Origin of the sequence: Heyndrickxia sp. MSNUG (assembly GCF_049532715.1) — a bacterium.
GTDB lineage: Bacteria > Bacillota > Bacilli > Bacillales > Cytobacillaceae > Mesobacillus.
Window position 1 is genome coordinate 2113083 of sequence record NZ_CP150978.1, and the last position, 17203, is coordinate 2130285.

Sequence of the window (17203 nt, forward strand, 5' to 3'; positions counted from 1 at the left end):
AAAATGCATTTTAATCTATATTAAGATAGAATTGTGATAAAAGGATGAAATAACACAGGAAATAAACTATAACATTGAGAAAAGGTAATATGAAACTAGATCATTGAAAGTGTCGTCTTTTATAGATATAAAGTCATTTTTAATGAGGTAGCTACATGAAAAGGATCATTTTTTTAGTTATAGTGATTGGAGTCGTATGTGCAGTTATTGCTCTACAATTTACGGATAATGCGGGATTTGATGTGATAATCCAGAATGAAACAGAAGTGGACGTTGAAGGTTTATACCTGACGTATAATAACATTCATTCTGACATTCAAATTCCTACTGTTAGGCAAGGAGATAAAATCACGATAAATGTTAATCCAACAGAAGAATTCGGTGAGAATTCAATGAGTTTATATTACAAAGATCATAATGGGAAGATTCATCAAGAAACTGTTTTTGGATATTTTGAAAAAGGATATTTTGGTCATGCTGTCGTTACCTTTGAGGACATCGATGAGGACGGTTTGATCAAAATGAAAATGGTAGAAAAAATGTTTGAATGAATAGATCAAGCACTCAAATAAATATTCGAAATCGTGGATACTCATTAATAAAGAATCCCCCTGCAATTGGCAGAGGGATTTTATTTTGGGTTTGATTTATCAACATTAAGTATGAATCCTTAGAATGAATTAACCTGCTGCTGGGGCAGTTGTATTTGTTCTTGCACCTAATTCCTGATCTAATAATAAAAGAGCAGAAGGGTTATTTTCAGCTAGTTTGAGTCGATCCACAATCTTTTTCGCTTGAGCTTCTTCGTCAATTTGTTCCCTTAAAAAATCTTGAATGATCAGTGCAGCCTGGGGATCAGCTTGTAGTGCATAATTATAGGCTTGGCGGTAAGAATTTGTAACGAATTGTTCATGTGCTAATACCTTTTGAAAGGTCTCTAATGGTGTACCGAAATCACTTGGTTGAGCAGGCAGGCTTCCGATTTGGACAGTACCATCCCGGTCCACAACAAAATCAATTAATGTCAGCATGTGCGTTCTTTCTTCCTCTGATTGCAATCTTAGCCAATTTGCCATACCTGTAAAATTTAATTTACCCATATGAGCGGACATAGCAAGATATAATGTTGTTGAAACATGTTCGATTTGAATTAACTGGTTAAATAATTTTTGAAGTTCCTCATTCATTTTTCTTCACTCCCAATTACAAAAATCTGTACATTTCAGTGTATAAAAAAAGGAAAGTTTCGTACCTTGTTTATATAATATTTCGCCTAGAAAAAATTGCCTTTGTTTACATCTATAAATAAAATCAAGCCTTTTAAAGATTGCGTCGTTTATAAGTATGAAGGGGAACGGTTGTGGATAACTTGAAAATGGATAATAGGGTGAAATTACCTTAAAACAAAGATTTAGAAAAAACGAAAATTTATTGGTTAAGAAGTATTGACAATCAAAGTGAATATATGATAAATTTATCTTGAATTAAAGATAATAAAATTCGAGATAACGTTGGGCTTTATTTTTTTACTGTATTATCTCGAATTCGAGATGAAATTCACTAATATATTGGGGGAATTGTAAAATGGCTAAATGGACAGTAGATCAATCGCACTCAGCAGTAGGATTCGAAGTGAAACACATGATGGTATCAAAAGTAAAAGGTCAATTTGATTCTTATACAGCAGACGTTGAAGCGGCAGATCTTTCAGATTTAACAACAGCTTCCATCGCTTTCAAAATTGAGGTAGCAAGTATTAACACCCGTAATGAGGACCGCGATAATCACTTAAAATCAGCAGACTTCTTTGATGTAGAAAATAATCCATCAATTGATTTTAAATCAACAAGCATTACAAAAGACGGGGACGACTACAAGGTTACTGGCGATTTAACAATCAAGGATGTAACAAAATCAGTAACGTTCGATGTTGAATTTGGCGGCAAAGGTACGAACCCATGGGGAGTAGAAGTGTACGGTTTTGAAGCTGAAGCAAAAATCAACCGAGAAGATTTTGGTCTTACATGGAATGCAGCACTAGAAACAGGTGGCGTTCTTGTAGGCAAAGACATTAAAATTAAAGTTGAATTAGAAGTAAATCCAGCAGCTTAAATCCTTTAACGTGCTGGACAGTTTCAAAAAAAGAAAATAAAAATAGATGAAAAACTAATCGGGACATATCCGGTTAGTTTTTTGGTGTTGTTCTTACAGCTCTTTTGTCTAAAAACAATCTCTTTTCAATTTTTGCTTTTTATGTAGTTAAGTGGTTTTATTGATGACCTTTTTTCCAATTTATGTTTTTTTAAGTAACCAATAGGCTTTATTGGTGGACGAAGTGATACTTCTGTAGAATGAACATATACCTTTTAGTAATAATGGTTTCCAGAAGGGAGTTTTATGGTTATGCAGCGGATAAAATTCATGATGAATCAGTTCCTAAAAGAGCCCTTATGGTTTAGAATACTAATCTCAACAACTTTGATTATTACAATAGTTTTTAGTAGTTCATTTTTTGCGAGTACTGCTTATTTTCAAAGCTTTTCTAAATTAGCCGCAGCTATCTTCTTTTGTGCTTACGGAATTAAATTTAGGAGAAATTTTAAAATAGCTGTAGTCTTTTTTGCTTGTTCCATTATTTGTATTTACCTATCCATCATGACAATATATTAGTACTAACAAGGCATTTTGAGTTAGATTAGCTTCATAAACTGTATTTTTATGAGTGCGTTAACCCAGGAAGGATTAAAGCTATTTTTATTGAATTATTTATTGTGTTGAAGAAGTTGCTGGTATTTCAAAGAAAAAAATCATGTTGCATTCTTGATGTTAACTGAAAAAGTGGAAAACAAAGGAGCCTGGATTTGGTACTGCACCCCAGAAGTTAGAGTTACAATCTAACTTCTGGGGTGTTTTTGTATGGCAAAGTATGGTGGGAAATTTAAATTAAAAATCGTAAAGGAATATCTAGAAGGTACTATAAGCTATATATCATTAGCTAAAAAATATGGTATCCCTGCTGAATCTCAAATTAGGAGATGGGTTCGTGCTTATAAAGAATTTGGCGAAGACGGACTGCGTAGGAAGCATTCTAAAAAAGTTTACTCTGTCCAATTTAAGTTAAATGTACTAAACTTTATGAAACAGACAGGTGCTTCTTACCAAGATACTGCGATTGTTTTTGAGATGAACAACCCTTCATTAATTAACAATTGGTACAAAACCTTCTTAGAGAAGGGTATAGAGGGCCTGCAAGAAAAAGCGAAAGGGCGGCCTTCTATGTCTAAAAATCATAAAGGAAAATCACTAAAAAAAGAAATAGAGTTATCTCGTGAAGAACTATTAGAACGTGAAAATGAACTTTTACGTTTAGAGAATTCATATTTAAAAAAGTTAAACGCTTTTCAGGAGAATCCGAATGCCTTCCTCGAAAAGCACAAGCAGCGTTGGCATTTGAACTCAAAGAAGAAGGATTCAGATTAAAAGATATATTAGTAGTAGTAGATATTCCAGAAGCAACTTATCATTATCAAGTGAAGCAATTGAAAAAAGATGATCCAGATAAAGAGTGGAAGGAACTAATTACTGATCTATTTCAAAAGCACGAGGGTAAATACGGATATCGTCGCATTTATTTAGAGTTAAGAGGACAAGGGTATGTGATTAACCATAAAAAGGTTCAACGAATAATGAGTGTATTGAATTTAAAATGTGAAAAATTCACACGTAAATCTCGTTATAAATCATATAAAGGTACAGTTGGTAAAGTAGCCAAAAACCGCTTGAATCGTAGATTCAATACATCTATCCGCCTGCAAAAACTAGTAACGGATGTGACCGAATTTAAATGTACTGATGACCAAAAGCTATATTTAAGTCCTATAATGGATTTATACAACGGTGAAATTATCTCTTTTGGTATATCCAACAGACCAACATTGGACCTGGTTTTAGAGCCATTAAATAAAGCTATTGAAATCATTAAGGACGAAGCAGAATATCGTACAACGATACACTCGGATCAAGGTTGGCATTATCAACATAATACCTGGGTAAAAACATTAAAGAGAAATAAAATCTTTCAAAGTATGTCTAGAAAAGCAAGCTGTGCAGATAATGCGGCAATGGAAAACTTCTTTGGGATTCTCAAACAAGAAATGTATTACGGAGAAGACTTAGTGCCTTATGAAGAGCTGAAAAGGAAAATAGAGGAGTATATATATTACTACAATAATGAACGTATTAAAGTAAAACTGGCTGGTTTAAGTCCAATACAATACCGAACTCAAACCAGCCAATTAGCTGCATAATAAAAACTCTAACTTTGTGGGGTCACCACCTTTTCAAGCTCCTTATTTTTATTGCACTATAAAGGCTTTAAATTAGGTGTTTAACCGAATTTAAAATAAATCTTAAATGATATTTGTAAAAAGTGAAATAAATATTGCTCTATTTCGACTAATTTATGAGTGTGAAAAATCGGATGGAAAATGGAGTTGACCAGCTGATGATGAGTGACATAATTTCGGAGTGGTTTTATTTGTACAATAAAGATATATATCATTTTTTGGTCTATTATATCGGGTCAACGGATGTAGAAGACCTTGTTCAGGAAGTTTATATCCGAGCCATTAAAGGGTTTGATACTTATCAGAAAAAATCAAGTCCAAAAACCTGGCTTTTTTCGATTGCGCGCAATGTGGGGATCGATGAAATCAGAAAAAGAAAGCGTGTTAGGGTGAAGCAAATGATTTGGTTGTCGGATGAGCAAACGAATAGGGAAACACCGGAGAAAATTCTCCAACTAAATGAAGATAACAAGCTGCTGTATCAAGCTATTCAATCTTTAAAAACAAACTATCGAGATATCATAATCCTAAGAGGAATTAAAGAATTCTCTGTATCTGAGACAGCATCCATATTAAATTGGAATGAAAATAAGGTTCGAATAACCTATCATCGCGCGTTAAAATCACTGCAGAAAATAAGGGAGGAATTTCTCAATGAAAAAGAATGAGGAATTTGGTGGTTTAGAGCGAGAAATTCGATCATTACCAGAACCTGATTATAATCAAAAGTTTCCGAAAGATACCGAAAATAGAATTCATGAGAACCTGATGCAATTTGCAAGTTTATACGAAAAGAAGAAAAGAAGATCAACAATACTGAAAAAGATTTCAGTAGGTATAGCGAGTGTTGCAGCCGCAGTGTTATTTGCGATTCTTGCTATTCCGCTAAATGAAGACCATCCATCAGATTCAAATGGTCAAGGGCAACAAAGTAATACAAAAGGTGAAAATAAAGTCGACGATGATAAAGAGCCAATTAACCAGAACGAAACTGATGATAAATTAACAGATAGCATACTTTATGAAAATACAGATTATGGATTTACCTTTGCGTTACCAAATAGTTGGAAGGGATACGAGATTGTATCGGATACGTGGGAAGGAATCTCGAATGATCAGCAACAAAATGCAATAATTGAAAATGGTCCATTGCTTTCAATTAGACATCCGGAATGGACAGAGGATAAACCTAGACAAGATATTCCGATCATGGTGTTTACTCTTAATCAATGGTCCTCCCTTGAAAAAGAGGAATTTCATATTGGGGCAGCACCAATTGGTCCTAGACTGCTGGGACAAAACAATCAGTATGTTTTCGCACTTCCAGCTAGATATAACTATGCATTTCCAGAAGGATATGAAGAAGTCGAAAAAATTTTAGAGGCCAATCCACTTCAACCGCTAAATGTAGAAAAAGATACATCCAAAATGGATGAAGGATCACCAGATCAACTGAAATCCAGTCTAATTCAAGTTGAAGGTAAGGATTATTCATTCAAATATATGGTCAAAAATAATTCATCAAACCAAGTGAACCTAACGTTTAATACAAACCAAGAGTTTAATTATATCCTTTGGAGAAAAGATGCGAAAGGAACCATGGTTTATGATGGTAGTAAAGATAAATCATTTAAAAATGAATTTCATACAAAAACTTTAGAGCCAGGTCAAGAACTTACATTTGAGATTGAGTTAAGTAACCAATATGAAGCAGCAACATATATTTTAGAAGTTTATCTGACTTCAAATGAACCAGAAGAGGGCAGTCCAACGAAATATCATCAGAATTTGGAGTTTACGATAACTAATGCGCAGTAGTGTATATTTGTAAACAGATGCTAGTACTTGCAATCGACATTTTATAAGAATGTTGTGTATAAACCTATCGGTTTGCGTTAATCCAAGACGGATTAACGCTTTTTTTAAAATTTTCTTAATCAAATGGTGGAAGAGATGTTTACATAAATTATACAGAATATGGAATGATAAAGGGAGGAGGTGTAGAATGTCCAATCCTTTAGAAGCAATTTGGAACATGCTAAAAATATCAATTGATACAACCAACGAACCAAAATCCCCTTTACATATTATTGAAGCAGGTGACGTTTGGACGTATCTTACTTTGATGGTTGAATTCATTCGGTATGAGGAAACGGGATTAAACACGACAACTGATGATGAAGTCAGAGAAATGCTAAACGATGTCATTCAATTATGTGAATCACAAGTGCAAAAGTTAAATGAATTTATGAAAAAAGAAGGCATTCCTCTGCCGGATGCAACAGCAGCAAAACCAAACTCAGATCCAAATGATATTCCTTTAGGCGTAAAGTTAACCGATGATGAACTTGCAAATGGTGTTGCATTTAAGTTAGTTACATGTTTGCAGGCTTGTTCAAAAGGACAAGCGGATTCGATCAGGGATGACGTTGGGGTCATGTGGTTGCAATTTTATCTTGAATGGGCAATGTTTGGTTCAACGTTAAAAACGCTCATGCGTAAAAGAGGATGGCTTAAAGTTCCACCATATTATTATCCTCCAGGTTCACCCAAATAACAAAAACCAACTCACACCTTGGAGTTGGTTTTTGTTATTTGATGAACCTAACGGGATTTTTCTTTGTTATATCCCCGTACCCCAAATGGCTTAAGATGTTCTAGCCACTTCTCCTCAAGTTCCTGCAGAGCTTCTTTTTCGTTATAGTATGACGAGTCTTTTTTGGTCAATGGTTCTAGTACTTCAATATGGAAGGAGTCTTTTCCAAAGTGCTTGCATTCTTCCTGGAGGTTTCTATTAAGATGTGTGCCTTACTCATGCTGGAATTTTACTCCGTTTAATGTTTTTACATTTCTTTTGGATCCGATAAAAATCTTTCCGTTTTGAACAGTTTGTTCTTGATATACGCCTGCTTTGAATTCACTTTCCCCAATAGTACAGATCATTAAGACATTGTTATTTTTAATTTTGGAAGGAATATAACTTGAAGTTACAGAATAGTCAAACCGTAGTAGGGAATTTTAAAGGAGGGATTCACTTGTCGATAAAAAAAAATGCAGAAAGCTATATTGTTCGTACAGGAGAATTAAATGATGCAGAAGCCATATTGAACATACATAAATCAGTCGTTTCAGAAGGGGAGTACCTAATTTCACTTTCGGATGAGTTTACTAAAACACCACTTCAGTATACAGAATGGGTACAGAGTGTGTTGGAGAACGAAGGTGAAACATTAATGGTAGCTGAAAAAGACGGAGAAGTTGTCGGGTGGATTGTGTTTGAAACTACCCAGAATAGAAGACGATTGTCGCATACTGGTACTTTCGGAATGATGATAAGTGATAGACACAGAGGTAAGGGGATCGGCAGCATGCTGCTGGGGGCCTTATTAGATTGGGCAGAGAAGAATCCTTTCATTGAAAAAGTAAGTTTAGGAGTTTTCTCAACGAATCAAAGAGCAATATCTTTGTATAAAAAGATGGGATTCCTTGAAGAAGGGCGTAAAGTGAAAGAATTTAAGATGAATGACCATGAATACGCAGATGATATTTTAATGTATAAATTCGTTAAGTGATTTTAATTGGTATTTTACGTGTGAAAAAGGGGCGGCAATCAATTAAGATATGCCGCTGTCTTTGGTAAACTTATAACCTTATTCACTATTTTTAGGCATTCAAAATCCCATCAATTTTTTCTAGTATTTCATCAGGCAATTTTACACCTGAAGCTTTAACATTTTCAGCAAGCTGTTCTGGTCTGCTTGCGCCAACTAGGGCACTTGATACGTTTTGCTGCCTTAAGATCCAGGCGAGGGCCAGCTGTGATAATGTGAGCTCCACTTCATTCGCAATATCCTTCAATTGTTCGACCTTATCAAGATTTTGTTCTGTAAGGATATGTGACATGTTCATATTTTGTTGTGCAGCACGGCTTCCTTCTGGTGCAAGCTGGCCTTTTTGATATTTTCCAGTAAGCACTCCTTGAGCAAGAGGCGAGAAGACTACCTGGCCGATTCCGTGCTTTTCGCTGACAGGGATGATTTCATGTTCGATTTTTCGGTGAAGCATGCTGTAATTCGGTTGGTTAACCACAATCCGATCCAATAGTTTTTTATCTGCAAGGTGTACAGCTTCTGAGATTTGTTCAGCCGTCCATTCGCTGACGCCCAAGTAGAGGACCTTACCTTGTCTCACAAGATCATTCAAGGCTCGAAGCGTTTCTTCCAATGGTGTGTCGTTATGATAACGGTGGCAATAATAAATATCAATATAATCCATCCCAAGTCTCTTCAGGCTGGCATCACATTGCTCCATAATATGTTTTCGGGATAGTCCTTGATCGTTTGGTCCATCACCCATCTTTCCAAAAACCTTCGTGGCGAGAACATAGGAGCTTCTAGGATATTTTCGTAATGCCTTTCCAACCACTTTCTCTGCTTCTCCCCGTATGTAAACATTTGCAGTATCGAAAAAGTTAATTCCTGACTCGTAGGCTAAGTCAATGGATGATACCGCATTTTGCTCTTCGACATATCCTCCATATGTAAGCCAGCTTCCAAGACTAATTTCACTTACTTTTAAACCGGAATTCCCTAGACGGCGATATTGCATGATAAATCCCTCCGTATTTTTTGAATTGACTCAATAATCAAACTATACATCAGGTTAATGACGATGGTCTATAATTTTACTCGATAACCGAAATAACGTGAGGTTTTGGTAACCTTTTAAGTTAGCTTCTTTGGTTATAATGATAAAAATAACCAATATTGCCGGTTCGGCTGCAAAAAAAGAAATGCTCAAAGCATAAAAAGCTTTGAGCATTTCTAACATTTCATCATTCGATGAATAATCCCGTCCTATCTTATTTTTTTAACCCAGAGCGACATCAAGGATCATCATAATGGCAAATCCGAACATCAGACTTAAAGAGGCCAAATCGCTGTTTCCGTTCTCCTGTGAGCCAGGGATTACTTCTTCCGCAACAACGAAAATCATTGCACCTGCTGCGAAGCTGAGTGCATAGGGAAGGAGAGGCTCAATAAAAATAACTGATGCTGCACCAATGACCGCAGCTATAGGTTCAACCATACCCGAGAACTGGCCGTATAAAAAGCTTTTCCTCCTGGACATTCCAGTTGAGCGTAAAGGAAAGGATACGGCTACACCTTCAGGGAAGTTTTGAATTCCGATGCCGATTGCGAGGGCGATTGCACCCATTAATGTAGCGGATGGGAAGCCTGCTGCAACCGCACCGAATGCAACACCGACCGCCAATCCCTCTGGTATATTATGAAGGGTGATCGCCAGCACCATTAAAGTACTTCTTCTTTTCTTTTCAGGATGGATCCCTTCTGCCTTTTCCAAAGATAAATTCGGATGCAAATGGGGCATCAGTTTATCTACAACCATTAAAAATAATCCGCCAAGAAGAAAACCTGCAGCGGCTGGAAACCAGTTCGGCAGACTGCCGCCTCCGCCCATCTCAATGGCAGGTGCCAGCAGCGACCAGAAGCTTGCAGCAATCATTACACCAGCTGCGAGCCCCATCATACTATCCAGGAATTTCTGGTTCGGGTTCTTCGTTGTGAATACCAGTGCTGCACCGAGCGCAGTCATTCCCCATGTGAACAAGGTTCCAATCAGTGCCTGGACTACCGGATTCAACTCCATAAAAAATTCGAGCATAATGTCACTCCCTTATAGACCTGTTATTGTTACCAGACGAATTCAGGTTCTTTTTTAATGTATTATATTGCATCTGGGTGGGTGAATGTATTTATATATATATTCATCTTTATGAGGTATAAAATGTATTCTAACATTAATTTGGTTTCTGCAAAGCTAAACATATAAAATGTTTTGATCGGTAAAGTTATCATGCCAAGGTAGAACAAAAGTAAGCGGAAAAACAGAGCATAGTTTAAAGAACAGAGCGAATTAATTGAAAAGCCTACGGTACAACTAAGAATTTTTATAATTAAATCATTCTTATTCCTTATTCGGCTCCGAATGAACACTCTTAAATAGATTTAGTATAAGTATAAGCAGGAGGCGAGTCCAGGTCATCCATAACAAAATTTGGTGACACTTTTTCTGTTTCTGGGTGTGCGGGCAATTCCCGGTTCCTCTTGCGTTAACGGAAAGTATGCAGCAGTTCAACGTTTAACGAATTGGCACCGGGGTATAGGCTAATGGGAGTTCGTCTTGCACTTAGAGGGACATTGCTTGATAGTGAATTTTTTTTAAGAAAGCAGTGATACATCTTGAATAATACCGAGGAAAAAGTGAAAAAAGTAGGCTTTCCATTTTTGTTCATGGGAGCCGGGATTGTCATTTCGATTTTATTTATATACTTGTTTTCAGAGGTTGCAGAAGAAATGCTGGAACAAGAAGTAAAAGCGTTTGATGACTCAATCATTACCTTTTTTAGAAACATTTCAACACATACCCTTGACCAGCTGATGACCTTTGTGACTGAGCTTGGGTCGTTATGGTTTTTATCCTTGATGACAATTGTTACTCTTTTTACCCTCTGGATCAAAAAAAGAGATAAATGGGGAATGCTCTTTTTCTTAATTGGCATCGGAGGGGGTGGGCTTCTGACTAAGGTTTTAAAAGTATATTACGCGAGAAGTCGGCCTTCGATTAATCCTGACATCGATGCGGTCGGTTATAGTTTCCCAAGCGGCCATTCAATGGGCTCGCTTATCTTTTATGGGTTCATTGCCTATTTTATTGTGCGTTCAGATATTTCCAAACCATTAAAATGGACTGTAGGTGTAATATCGGGCATATTAATTATCTTAATTGGAACTTCGCGTATTTATCTAGACGCTCATTATCCAAGTGATGTCATAGCAGGGCATTTAGCTGGAGCGATATGGCTGATTCTCTGTATATTGAGCTTAGAATGGATCGCATGGCAGAATGTCAGCAATGCAAGGCCGCTCAAAGTTGTCAGGAGATTCATGGAACAGCGGTTTTGAGTATTACCCCAATCGGTAACGCACTTAATGCAGTGCGTTTCTTTTTGGGTAAAATAGTGTTTACATAAATAATCTTATTATAACAACAATGGTTATTCATTAGGTTCTTTAAATGGAATCATGAACAAAAGATTCAACAGTAAAAATTTGAGTTGTTACATGTTTCGTTGTATGATGTAACTTGTGGTTTAAGATAGATTAATAATAAAGGTTGAAATTTATCTGCCAATTAGTCAGTGTTTGTTCATAATTTGTTCATAATTAGGATATATAATTTGCTTGGGGTTAAAATAAAGCCGAAAATATGTTATAATATATTTTATCGATTTTTCCTAAGCTTATTATTTGGTGAGAGGAGATTAGTATGGAAAAAATGAAGCTACTTAAAAAATTTGAAACTAGCAATATAGCATTTTTTGCTGTTGCGGTTATATTATTCTGGATCAAAACATATGCAGCCTATCAAATGGAATTTAAATTAGGCATTGATAATAATTTGCAAAAGTTTCTATTATTGATTAACCCGCTTAGTTCCGCATTATTCTTTATAGGACTGGGATTGCTTTCTGTAAAACATGCTAAAAAGTGGATGATTGGAATCAGCTCTCTGCTGTCATTTCTTTTATACGCCAATATCGTGTATTATCGATTTTTCAATGATTTCATTACAGTTCCTGTTCTGATGCAGGCAAAATCAAATGCTGGGCAGCTTGGCGACAGCGCGAATTCCTTAATGTCCATAATGGATGTTTTTTATTTTACAGATACGATCATCCTTATTGTTCTTGCATTAACGGTATTTAAAAAAGCGGTATCGAAAAGCCGCAAATCCTATCGAGTTGTTCTCGCATTAGCAGTTGCAGTATTTTTGTTTAATCTTGCATTAGCAGAAAAGGACCGCCCAGAATTATTGTCCCGTTCTTTTGACCGAAATTACCTGGTTAAATATTTGGGAGCATACAATTTCACAATTTATGATGTCATTCAAAACGCCAAGGCATCCAGCCAGAGGGCATTGGCAAGTGATAGTGATATTACAAATATCGAGAACTACAGAACGGCTAATTATGCAAAACAAAACCCAGAGTATTTTGGAAAAGCAAAAGGAATGAATGTGATCTATGTATCACTCGAATCATTCCAGAACTTCATGATTGATTATAAAATGCCGGATGGACAGGAAGTAACACCGTTTTTGAACTCATTGGCACACGATGGTAACACCTTCTACTTTGATAATTTCTACCATCAAACTGGACAAGGTAAAACATCTGATGCTGAGTTCCTGATGGAAAACTCTATCTATCCATTAGGCCAAGGCGCCGTTTTTGTGAACAAAGCACAAAACACTTATCAGGCAACTCCTGCTATTTTGGGACAGAACGGCTATACTTCTGCGGTATTCCATGGAAACTATAAGACGTTCTGGAATCGAAATGTAATGTACAAAGCGCTTGGCTACGATGAGTTTTACGATGCCGAATACTACAAGATGACTGAAGAAGACACAAAGAATTACGGCCTGAAGGATAAACCGTTCTTCAAAGAGTCGATGCCGATGCTAGAAGGCATGAAGCAGCCTTTCTACACTAAATTTATTAGCTTGTCTAATCATTTCCCATTTGAAATGGATCCACAGGATACTGAATTCCCAGCTGGTGACTTTGGCGATCCAGTGGTGAATCAATATTTCCAGTCGGCTAATTATATGGATGAAGCAATAAAGCAGTTTTTTTACGATTTAAAAGCGGATGGTTTATATGACAATACCATCGTTGTCCTTTATGGAGACCACTATGGTATTTCAGAAAACCACAATAAAGCGATGGCGGAAGTGCTTGGTGTCCCAGAAATTACACCAACGATTAATGCGCAGCTTCAGGAAGTTCCATTATTTATTCACGTACCAGGTGTAAAAGGTGGAGTTCAGCACCAGTATGGCGGACAAGTAGATGTACGTCCGACAGTACTTCATTTACTAGGAATCGATACAAAGGATTACCTTGAGTTCGGTTCAGACTTATTATCAAAAGATCACCGCAACTGGGCATTGTTCAGGAATGGGGATTACGTTTCACCTAACATTACACAAGTAGGCGAAAAATTCTACAACCCTGCAACGGGTGAATTATTGCCAAATCAAAATGATTATAAAACAATCATGAATAAGGTAACAACAGAACTTCAAATGTCCGACGAAGTGGTCACAAAGGATTTATTGCGTTTTTATACACCAAGTGGTTATAAACCAATTGATCCAAATGATTATCAATATTTAGGTCCTGACGGAAGCTCGAAAGAATCTGAAGGGAAGTCAACTGAAGAATAATAGAACAGTTGCAAAAAGTCACTCATTTAAGCGTGAATTCTCATACGAATTCACGCTTTTTTTATATGGAAAAACAAGGTTCAAGCTCTCTTTTGGGAGTAAACGGGGAAGAAGTCAGTTCCAAAGAGAAATAAATCCTGATGAACGAAGAGGGTAACACTCATTTTCATCTACTTCTTTTGGATGTAATAAAAACGTCATTGGTTTCGAAAAAGAAATTGGTAATAAAATTGGTAATTACAATTCTGTATTAGCATTTTAAACGAAGATTTTAAAAACTGAAGAACCTACAAATATAGGTTTTATTATTATTGATAAAGGAGTGGAGAAGGATGGGTTGAGGGAGAAGATAAAAAACGAGTTTACTTAAAAAGTGGTGAAGGTGTATTTTGGAGCAAAGGTGAAGGTCATATTAGTGGAAGTGACGAGGGACTAACAGCTTTGGTTTTGCAATCCGAACAATTAAAATTGCTTTAATTAAGCTAACGGGGTGCGATTATAACATAACAAATGATCTAAACAAGCCAATAGATATACAGGTTTTTATTCATTACCTGTATATCTATTGGCTTGTTTGTTGCTTAATTAGGTAATGACAAAATTTTAGTGACATAATAAGTGTGAAAATAAAGGGAATATTATCCAACAAATAGAATTAAATAAAAAGATAACATTAGGAGGTGAAATAAAGTTTTTAAAGGAGGCTAAAAATGTGATTACTAGAAAATTAGTTTTAGTTTATTTAATAATAGGAATATTGTTAGGATGCACGTCAAAAAATGATATTGATATTCTAAAACAAGTGATGTCCAGTGTTACTAGCCAATTAATTCTGTCTCAAGAAAAAGCAAAAGATTTAGAAGCAAAGAATGCTGAGTTAACATTAGCAATGGAAGAATTTACAGATCCAAGGAACTACGAACGTAATATAGAAATGCAGGCAGTAGCTTTAAAACTAAAAGCAAAGAGTTTTTCTTCTAACTATGAAACTGGGGAAGGTCTACCCCTACTACATTCCCTAATTTTCGCTGAACATATATCGCCTTATTTTTCATATGTTAAGGAAGCCACGATAAAAAAATCAGACCCGAAAATTAGTAAATACTTTGAAATTCCAGATGGACTAATAAAAAATTACTTTTTATACATAAAATTCACAAAGAGTATTGAAGTACCTATATATGTAATCGGTGAACCCAATAAAATTGTATCTGATGAAGTCCTTTTAATTATAGACAAAGAAAAAGAACTGCCAATCCTTTATATTAAAATCGATACTGACTTGTACAACAGTTATCAGGTTGATACAAGAGGAATGCGTACTTACCAACCAGCTATTTGGATTAACCCTTTAGTTGAGCATATGCAATTATTAAAGACAGAGTGATTAGAACAATCTAAAACTGGTACTTATGCATTTAAATCGTACTAACTTAAGAGGGATTAAGGGAGGAATTTTATGGTTTTCATTATGTTGTTGTACGGAATTATAGCGGGAGTTTTTATTTCAAAGAAAAAAATGAAAATGTCTCAAGCAGTAATACCAATGATTGCATTCGCAATTCTCTCAAGTGTTGCTTTAGGTCAAAATTACACAACAAGTTTAATTCCTGAAGTGAACGATGGTATAGGAATCTCCAATTTTTTAGCGGCATTTTTATTGCCAGAAGATAGTTGGACAAAAGAAATGCTTTTATCAAAATTCGAATTATATCTGGGTATTTCTGTCGCATTCATTTTAATATATTTTTTACTCGTAATTGTTGAAAATATAAAATCAAATGTTAAAGAATAAGGGGTCTTATTGTGCTAACGGGTGCTTATGTTAAAGATCATAAGCCTGATTTCTCGTTAAAATAATGAGGGATTATGCTTTTATTATCTATCAAGATTCTTAATGTTATAACCTACATTTCTTGGCGATCCATCCATTGGTAAAGGCGTTGGCAACTTGTGGTAAACATCGTGTCAATCGCTGGTAATAAACTTGGCAGAAGTGGTACATTCTTATGGCCGTAATCAATTTAATAGGAAACAAGGAATTAACTCCCGTACAATAACCTGGCATAACAAATAAACAATATATTTTGAATGATATACTGTATTTGGAGTAAAACCCAATTTTAGGGTTTGATTCTTCTGTAATATTCCCAATATTTCGAACAAGGTTGAATATTATGATAAAATTAAAAAGAGATTGTGGAGTGTGAATACAGTGTCGGAAACAAACTTCGTTGAACTTCAAAAAGAACTTTTTAGTTTATTTGAGTTGGGGAAATATAATGAAGTTCATTCACTAATTGAGAGAGCACAGGTGGAATTTCCTGAAAGACTAGATAAAACAATCTTTTGGAGAGCTTGTGTTTATTCTAGACAGGGAAGCCAAGAAAAAGCCATCGCAGTTCTGAAAGAAGGATTAAAAAAGGGAATATGGTGGAACCCTTTGACTTTAATTCGTGACCAAGATTTAAATAACCTTCAAAACAACGAAGAATTTAAAATGATAGTAAATGATTGTCGGCAAATTTTGGAAAATCAAAAAAATATAACTAAACCTCAACTTTTTACTTATGGAAATGATAAATCAAATACAGGATTATTTTCTTTGCATTGGCGGGGGTCTAATGTAAAAGATTTCGCTCCTTATTGGTTTGACAATGGTTTGTTAGACGTTTTTCATTTTGCATTTCTGCAATCATCTCAGGTCTTCGGATACAATTCTTATTGCTGGGACAATCAAAATATTGCCGTTAAAGAGATATCGGTATCATTCAGCGATTTTAAAGAAAAATATAATACTAAACAGGATATTATTGCAGGTGCATCACAAGGCGGGAAATTAGCGATTGAACTAAGTTTAAATGGAAATATTCTTGGAACCAAAGGATTTATAGCAGTTATCCCAGCCATTCAGGATGTGGCTTCCTTAGAAAGTTTACTAATGGGAAATGGAAATAAAATTAAGGGCTGCATTATCACTGGAGATAAAGACCCTTTTTATAATAAAACCGTTGAATTAGTAAAACTTTTTGAGGAAAATAACTTTCAATGCAAATTGATAGTAAAAGAGGGTTTAGGTCACTTTTTCCCTGCTGATTTTACTGATTTGTTAAAAGAAGCCGTTGATTTCATCCACTCATAACCTGAAAAGTAAATATTAGATAACTGAAAAGAGTTTGATAGCACCCAAGCTCTTTTCTTGTAAAATATATGTGAATTTTACTCCAATATCCTTGTGATATCATAGAATTAAAATAATTTATGAATAGAGGGAAATTGTTAGTGGATAGACAGAGAGCACTTTTTTACGGATTTATAATTGGATTGGTATTATTAATCGCCCCCATACCCCGTGTCTTTTATTGGATGGATGATAACGAAGCAGTCTTCCGTTATCTTGGATTAGTTATTTGTGTAACCTGTGCTATACCATTAATCATTGATGTAATTGAAGTATTTAAAAATATTTTCAAAGAAGAACGATAAATAGAATGAAAGCTGTCATTGTGGTAGCTTTTCTTATTGTGCTAAAGATGCAGGTT

At 35.5% G+C, this 17203-nt stretch carries 17 protein-coding genes; 14 read left to right on the forward strand and 3 right to left on the reverse strand.

Annotated features, from left to right (window positions below; genetic code table 11):
* Positions 1-155 precede the first annotated feature (155 nt).
* Positions 156-551, forward strand: a complete 396-nt coding sequence (locus tag AABM38_RS10570) for a hypothetical protein (protein WP_423410336.1) — start codon at positions 156-158, stop codon at positions 549-551.
* A gap of 129 nt (positions 552-680) precedes the next feature.
* Here the strand turns inward: AABM38_RS10570 and AABM38_RS10575 are convergent, their stop codons facing one another.
* Positions 681-1187, reverse strand: a complete 507-nt coding sequence (locus tag AABM38_RS10575) for a ferritin (protein ID WP_423410337.1) — start codon at positions 1185-1187, stop codon at positions 681-683.
* Between the two features lie 397 nt (positions 1188-1584).
* Here AABM38_RS10575 and AABM38_RS10580 point away from each other — a divergent pair, with 397 nt between their 5' ends.
* From AABM38_RS10580 to AABM38_RS10610, 7 genes are all read left to right on the forward strand, one after another.
* Positions 1585-2112, forward strand: a complete 528-nt coding sequence (locus tag AABM38_RS10580) for a YceI family protein (protein WP_423410338.1) — start codon at positions 1585-1587, stop codon at positions 2110-2112.
* A gap of 804 nt (positions 2113-2916) precedes the next feature.
* Positions 2917-3480, forward strand: coding sequence for a helix-turn-helix domain-containing protein (locus AABM38_RS10585; RefSeq protein WP_423407105.1), 564 nt, complete (start codon positions 2917-2919; stop codon positions 3478-3480).
* On the forward strand, positions 3378-4307 hold the full coding sequence (locus tag AABM38_RS10590; RefSeq protein ID WP_423410710.1) for an IS3 family transposase: 930 nt from the start codon (positions 3378-3380) through the stop codon (positions 4305-4307). Before AABM38_RS10585 ends, AABM38_RS10590 begins: the two co-directional genes overlap by 103 nt.
* A 173-nt stretch (positions 4308-4480) precedes the next feature.
* The gene (locus tag AABM38_RS10595) at positions 4481-5014 is read left to right on the forward strand and encodes an RNA polymerase sigma factor (RefSeq protein WP_423410339.1); all 534 of its coding nucleotides are present in this window, start codon (positions 4481-4483) and stop codon (positions 5012-5014) included.
* Positions 5001-6164, forward strand: a complete 1164-nt coding sequence (locus AABM38_RS10600; RefSeq protein WP_423410340.1) for a BsuPI-related putative proteinase inhibitor — start codon at positions 5001-5003, stop codon at positions 6162-6164. Before AABM38_RS10595 ends, AABM38_RS10600 begins: the two co-directional genes overlap by 14 nt.
* A 187-nt stretch (positions 6165-6351) precedes the next feature.
* Entirely contained in the window at positions 6352-6903 is a 552-nt protein-coding gene (locus AABM38_RS10605; protein WP_423410341.1) for a DUF3231 family protein, read from the forward strand.
* Positions 6904-7381: 478 nt separating this feature from the next.
* Entirely contained in the window at positions 7382-7918 is a 537-nt protein-coding gene (locus AABM38_RS10610; RefSeq protein WP_423410342.1) for a GNAT family N-acetyltransferase, read from the forward strand.
* A gap of 91 nt (positions 7919-8009) precedes the next feature.
* Here AABM38_RS10610 and AABM38_RS10615 read toward each other — a convergent pair whose 3' ends face one another.
* Positions 8010-8954: an aldo/keto reductase family protein gene (locus AABM38_RS10615; protein WP_423410343.1), complete on the reverse strand. Its 945-nt coding sequence runs from the start codon at positions 8952-8954 to the stop codon at positions 8010-8012.
* Between the two features lie 261 nt (positions 8955-9215).
* On the reverse strand, positions 9216-10031 hold the full coding sequence (locus AABM38_RS10620; RefSeq protein ID WP_423410344.1) for a ZIP family metal transporter: 816 nt from the start codon (positions 10029-10031) through the stop codon (positions 9216-9218).
* Between the two features lie 578 nt (positions 10032-10609).
* Here AABM38_RS10620 and AABM38_RS10625 point away from each other — a divergent pair.
* The 6 genes from AABM38_RS10625 (at position 10610) to AABM38_RS10650 (ending at position 17147) form a co-directional block, all read left to right on the forward strand.
* Positions 10610-11332: a phosphatase PAP2 family protein gene (locus AABM38_RS10625; RefSeq protein WP_423410345.1), complete on the forward strand. Its 723-nt coding sequence runs from the start codon at positions 10610-10612 to the stop codon at positions 11330-11332.
* A gap of 364 nt (positions 11333-11696) precedes the next feature.
* A complete protein-coding gene (locus AABM38_RS10630; RefSeq protein WP_423410346.1) occupies positions 11697-13661 on the forward strand; it encodes an LTA synthase family protein in 1965 nt (654 codons plus the stop codon).
* 712 nt (positions 13662-14373) lie between these two features.
* Positions 14374-15048, forward strand: a complete 675-nt coding sequence (locus AABM38_RS10635; RefSeq protein ID WP_423410347.1) for a hypothetical protein — start codon at positions 14374-14376, stop codon at positions 15046-15048.
* 72 nt (positions 15049-15120) lie between these two features.
* On the forward strand, positions 15121-15456 hold the full coding sequence (locus AABM38_RS10640; protein ID WP_423410348.1) for a hypothetical protein: 336 nt from the start codon (positions 15121-15123) through the stop codon (positions 15454-15456).
* A 420-nt stretch (positions 15457-15876) separates the two neighbouring features.
* Entirely contained in the window at positions 15877-16803 is a 927-nt protein-coding gene (locus AABM38_RS10645; protein WP_423410349.1) for a DUF3089 domain-containing protein, read from the forward strand.
* A 140-nt stretch (positions 16804-16943) separates the two neighbouring features.
* Complete coding sequence (locus AABM38_RS10650) at positions 16944-17147, forward strand: hypothetical protein (protein WP_423410350.1); 204 nt, start codon at positions 16944-16946, stop codon at positions 17145-17147.
* The last annotated feature ends 56 nt before the right edge of the window (positions 17148-17203 follow it).

What these genes read in the sequence shown, in the direction of transcription:
- AABM38_RS10580 (WP_423410338.1), top strand. Translation starts at nt 1,585, where the DNA reads ATGGCTAAATGGACAGTAGATCAATCGCACTCAGCAGTAGGATTCGAA.
- AABM38_RS10575 (WP_423410337.1), bottom strand. Translation starts at nt 1,187, where the DNA reads ATGAATGAGGAACTTCAAAAATTATTTAACCAGTTAATTCAAATCGAA.
- AABM38_RS10600 (WP_423410340.1), top strand. Translation starts at nt 5,001, where the DNA reads ATGAAAAAGAATGAGGAATTTGGTGGTTTAGAGCGAGAAATTCGATCA.
- AABM38_RS10595 (WP_423410339.1), top strand. Translation starts at nt 4,481, where the DNA reads ATGGAAAATGGAGTTGACCAGCTGATGATGAGTGACATAATTTCGGAG.
- AABM38_RS10640 (WP_423410348.1), top strand. Translation starts at nt 15,121, where the DNA reads ATGGTTTTCATTATGTTGTTGTACGGAATTATAGCGGGAGTTTTTATT.
- AABM38_RS10605 (WP_423410341.1), top strand. Translation starts at nt 6,352, where the DNA reads ATGTCCAATCCTTTAGAAGCAATTTGGAACATGCTAAAAATATCAATT.
- AABM38_RS10630 (WP_423410346.1), top strand. Translation starts at nt 11,697, where the DNA reads ATGGAAAAAATGAAGCTACTTAAAAAATTTGAAACTAGCAATATAGCA.
- AABM38_RS10620 (WP_423410344.1), bottom strand. Translation starts at nt 10,031, where the DNA reads ATGCTCGAATTTTTTATGGAGTTGAATCCGGTAGTCCAGGCACTGATT.
- AABM38_RS10585 (WP_423407105.1), top strand. Translation starts at nt 2,917, where the DNA reads ATGGCAAAGTATGGTGGGAAATTTAAATTAAAAATCGTAAAGGAATAT.
- AABM38_RS10570 (WP_423410336.1), top strand. Translation starts at nt 156, where the DNA reads ATGAAAAGGATCATTTTTTTAGTTATAGTGATTGGAGTCGTATGTGCA.
- AABM38_RS10615 (WP_423410343.1), bottom strand. Translation starts at nt 8,954, where the DNA reads ATGCAATATCGCCGTCTAGGGAATTCCGGTTTAAAAGTAAGTGAAATT.